The following is a 599-nucleotide window of genomic DNA, read 5'->3' as shown; positions in this document are numbered from 1 at the left end:
GGCTGTCGTCGGTGGATCTGCTCGACGAGCCCGAGCGTGCCCGGCTCGATGGGTGGGGCAACCGGGCGGCGCTGGGCGGTGCGGTGCGCGGGGCGTCGATTCCGGAGCTGTTCGCCGCCCAGGTCGCGCGCGCCCCCGAGGCGGTGGCGCTGAGTTTCGACGGCCGTTCGCTGACCTATCGCGAGGTGGATGAGGCGGCTAATCGGTTGGCGCACTTGCTCGTTGGGCACGGCGTGGGCCCGGGTGGGTGTGTGGCGCTGCTGCTCCACCGGTCGGCCGAGGCGGTCGCGGCGATCCTGGCGGTGCTCAAGACCGGGGCGGCGTATCTGCCGATCGACCCGGGCCTGCCTCCACAGCGGATCGAGTTCATGGTGGCCGACGCCGCGCCGGCCGCCGCGCTGACGACCGCCGGGCTGGCCGACCGGTTGCCCGGGGACCTGCTGGTCATCGATGTCGAGGACCCGCGCATCCAGACCTACCCCTCGACCGGTTTGCCGGCCCCGGACGCCGAAGACATTGCCTACCTGATCTACACCTCGGGCACCACCGGAACACCCAAGGGCGTGGCCATCACCCACCACAACGTCACCCAGCTGCTG

At 71.8% G+C, this 599-nt stretch carries 1 protein-coding gene; it reads left to right on the top strand.

Annotated elements, in window-relative coordinates; translation table 11 throughout:
* On the top strand, window positions 1-599 hold a 599-nt coding region (locus OQ789_RS25710; RefSeq protein ID WP_324689230.1), incomplete at both ends, for an AMP-binding protein.

The sequence above is a fragment of the Mycobacterium sp. 94-17 genome, assembly GCF_035617725.1.
Taxonomy (GTDB): domain Bacteria; phylum Actinomycetota; class Actinomycetes; order Mycobacteriales; family Mycobacteriaceae; genus Mycobacterium.
Note: the sequence above shows the minus strand (reverse complement) of the source record. Positions and strands in the feature narration are given on the sequence as shown.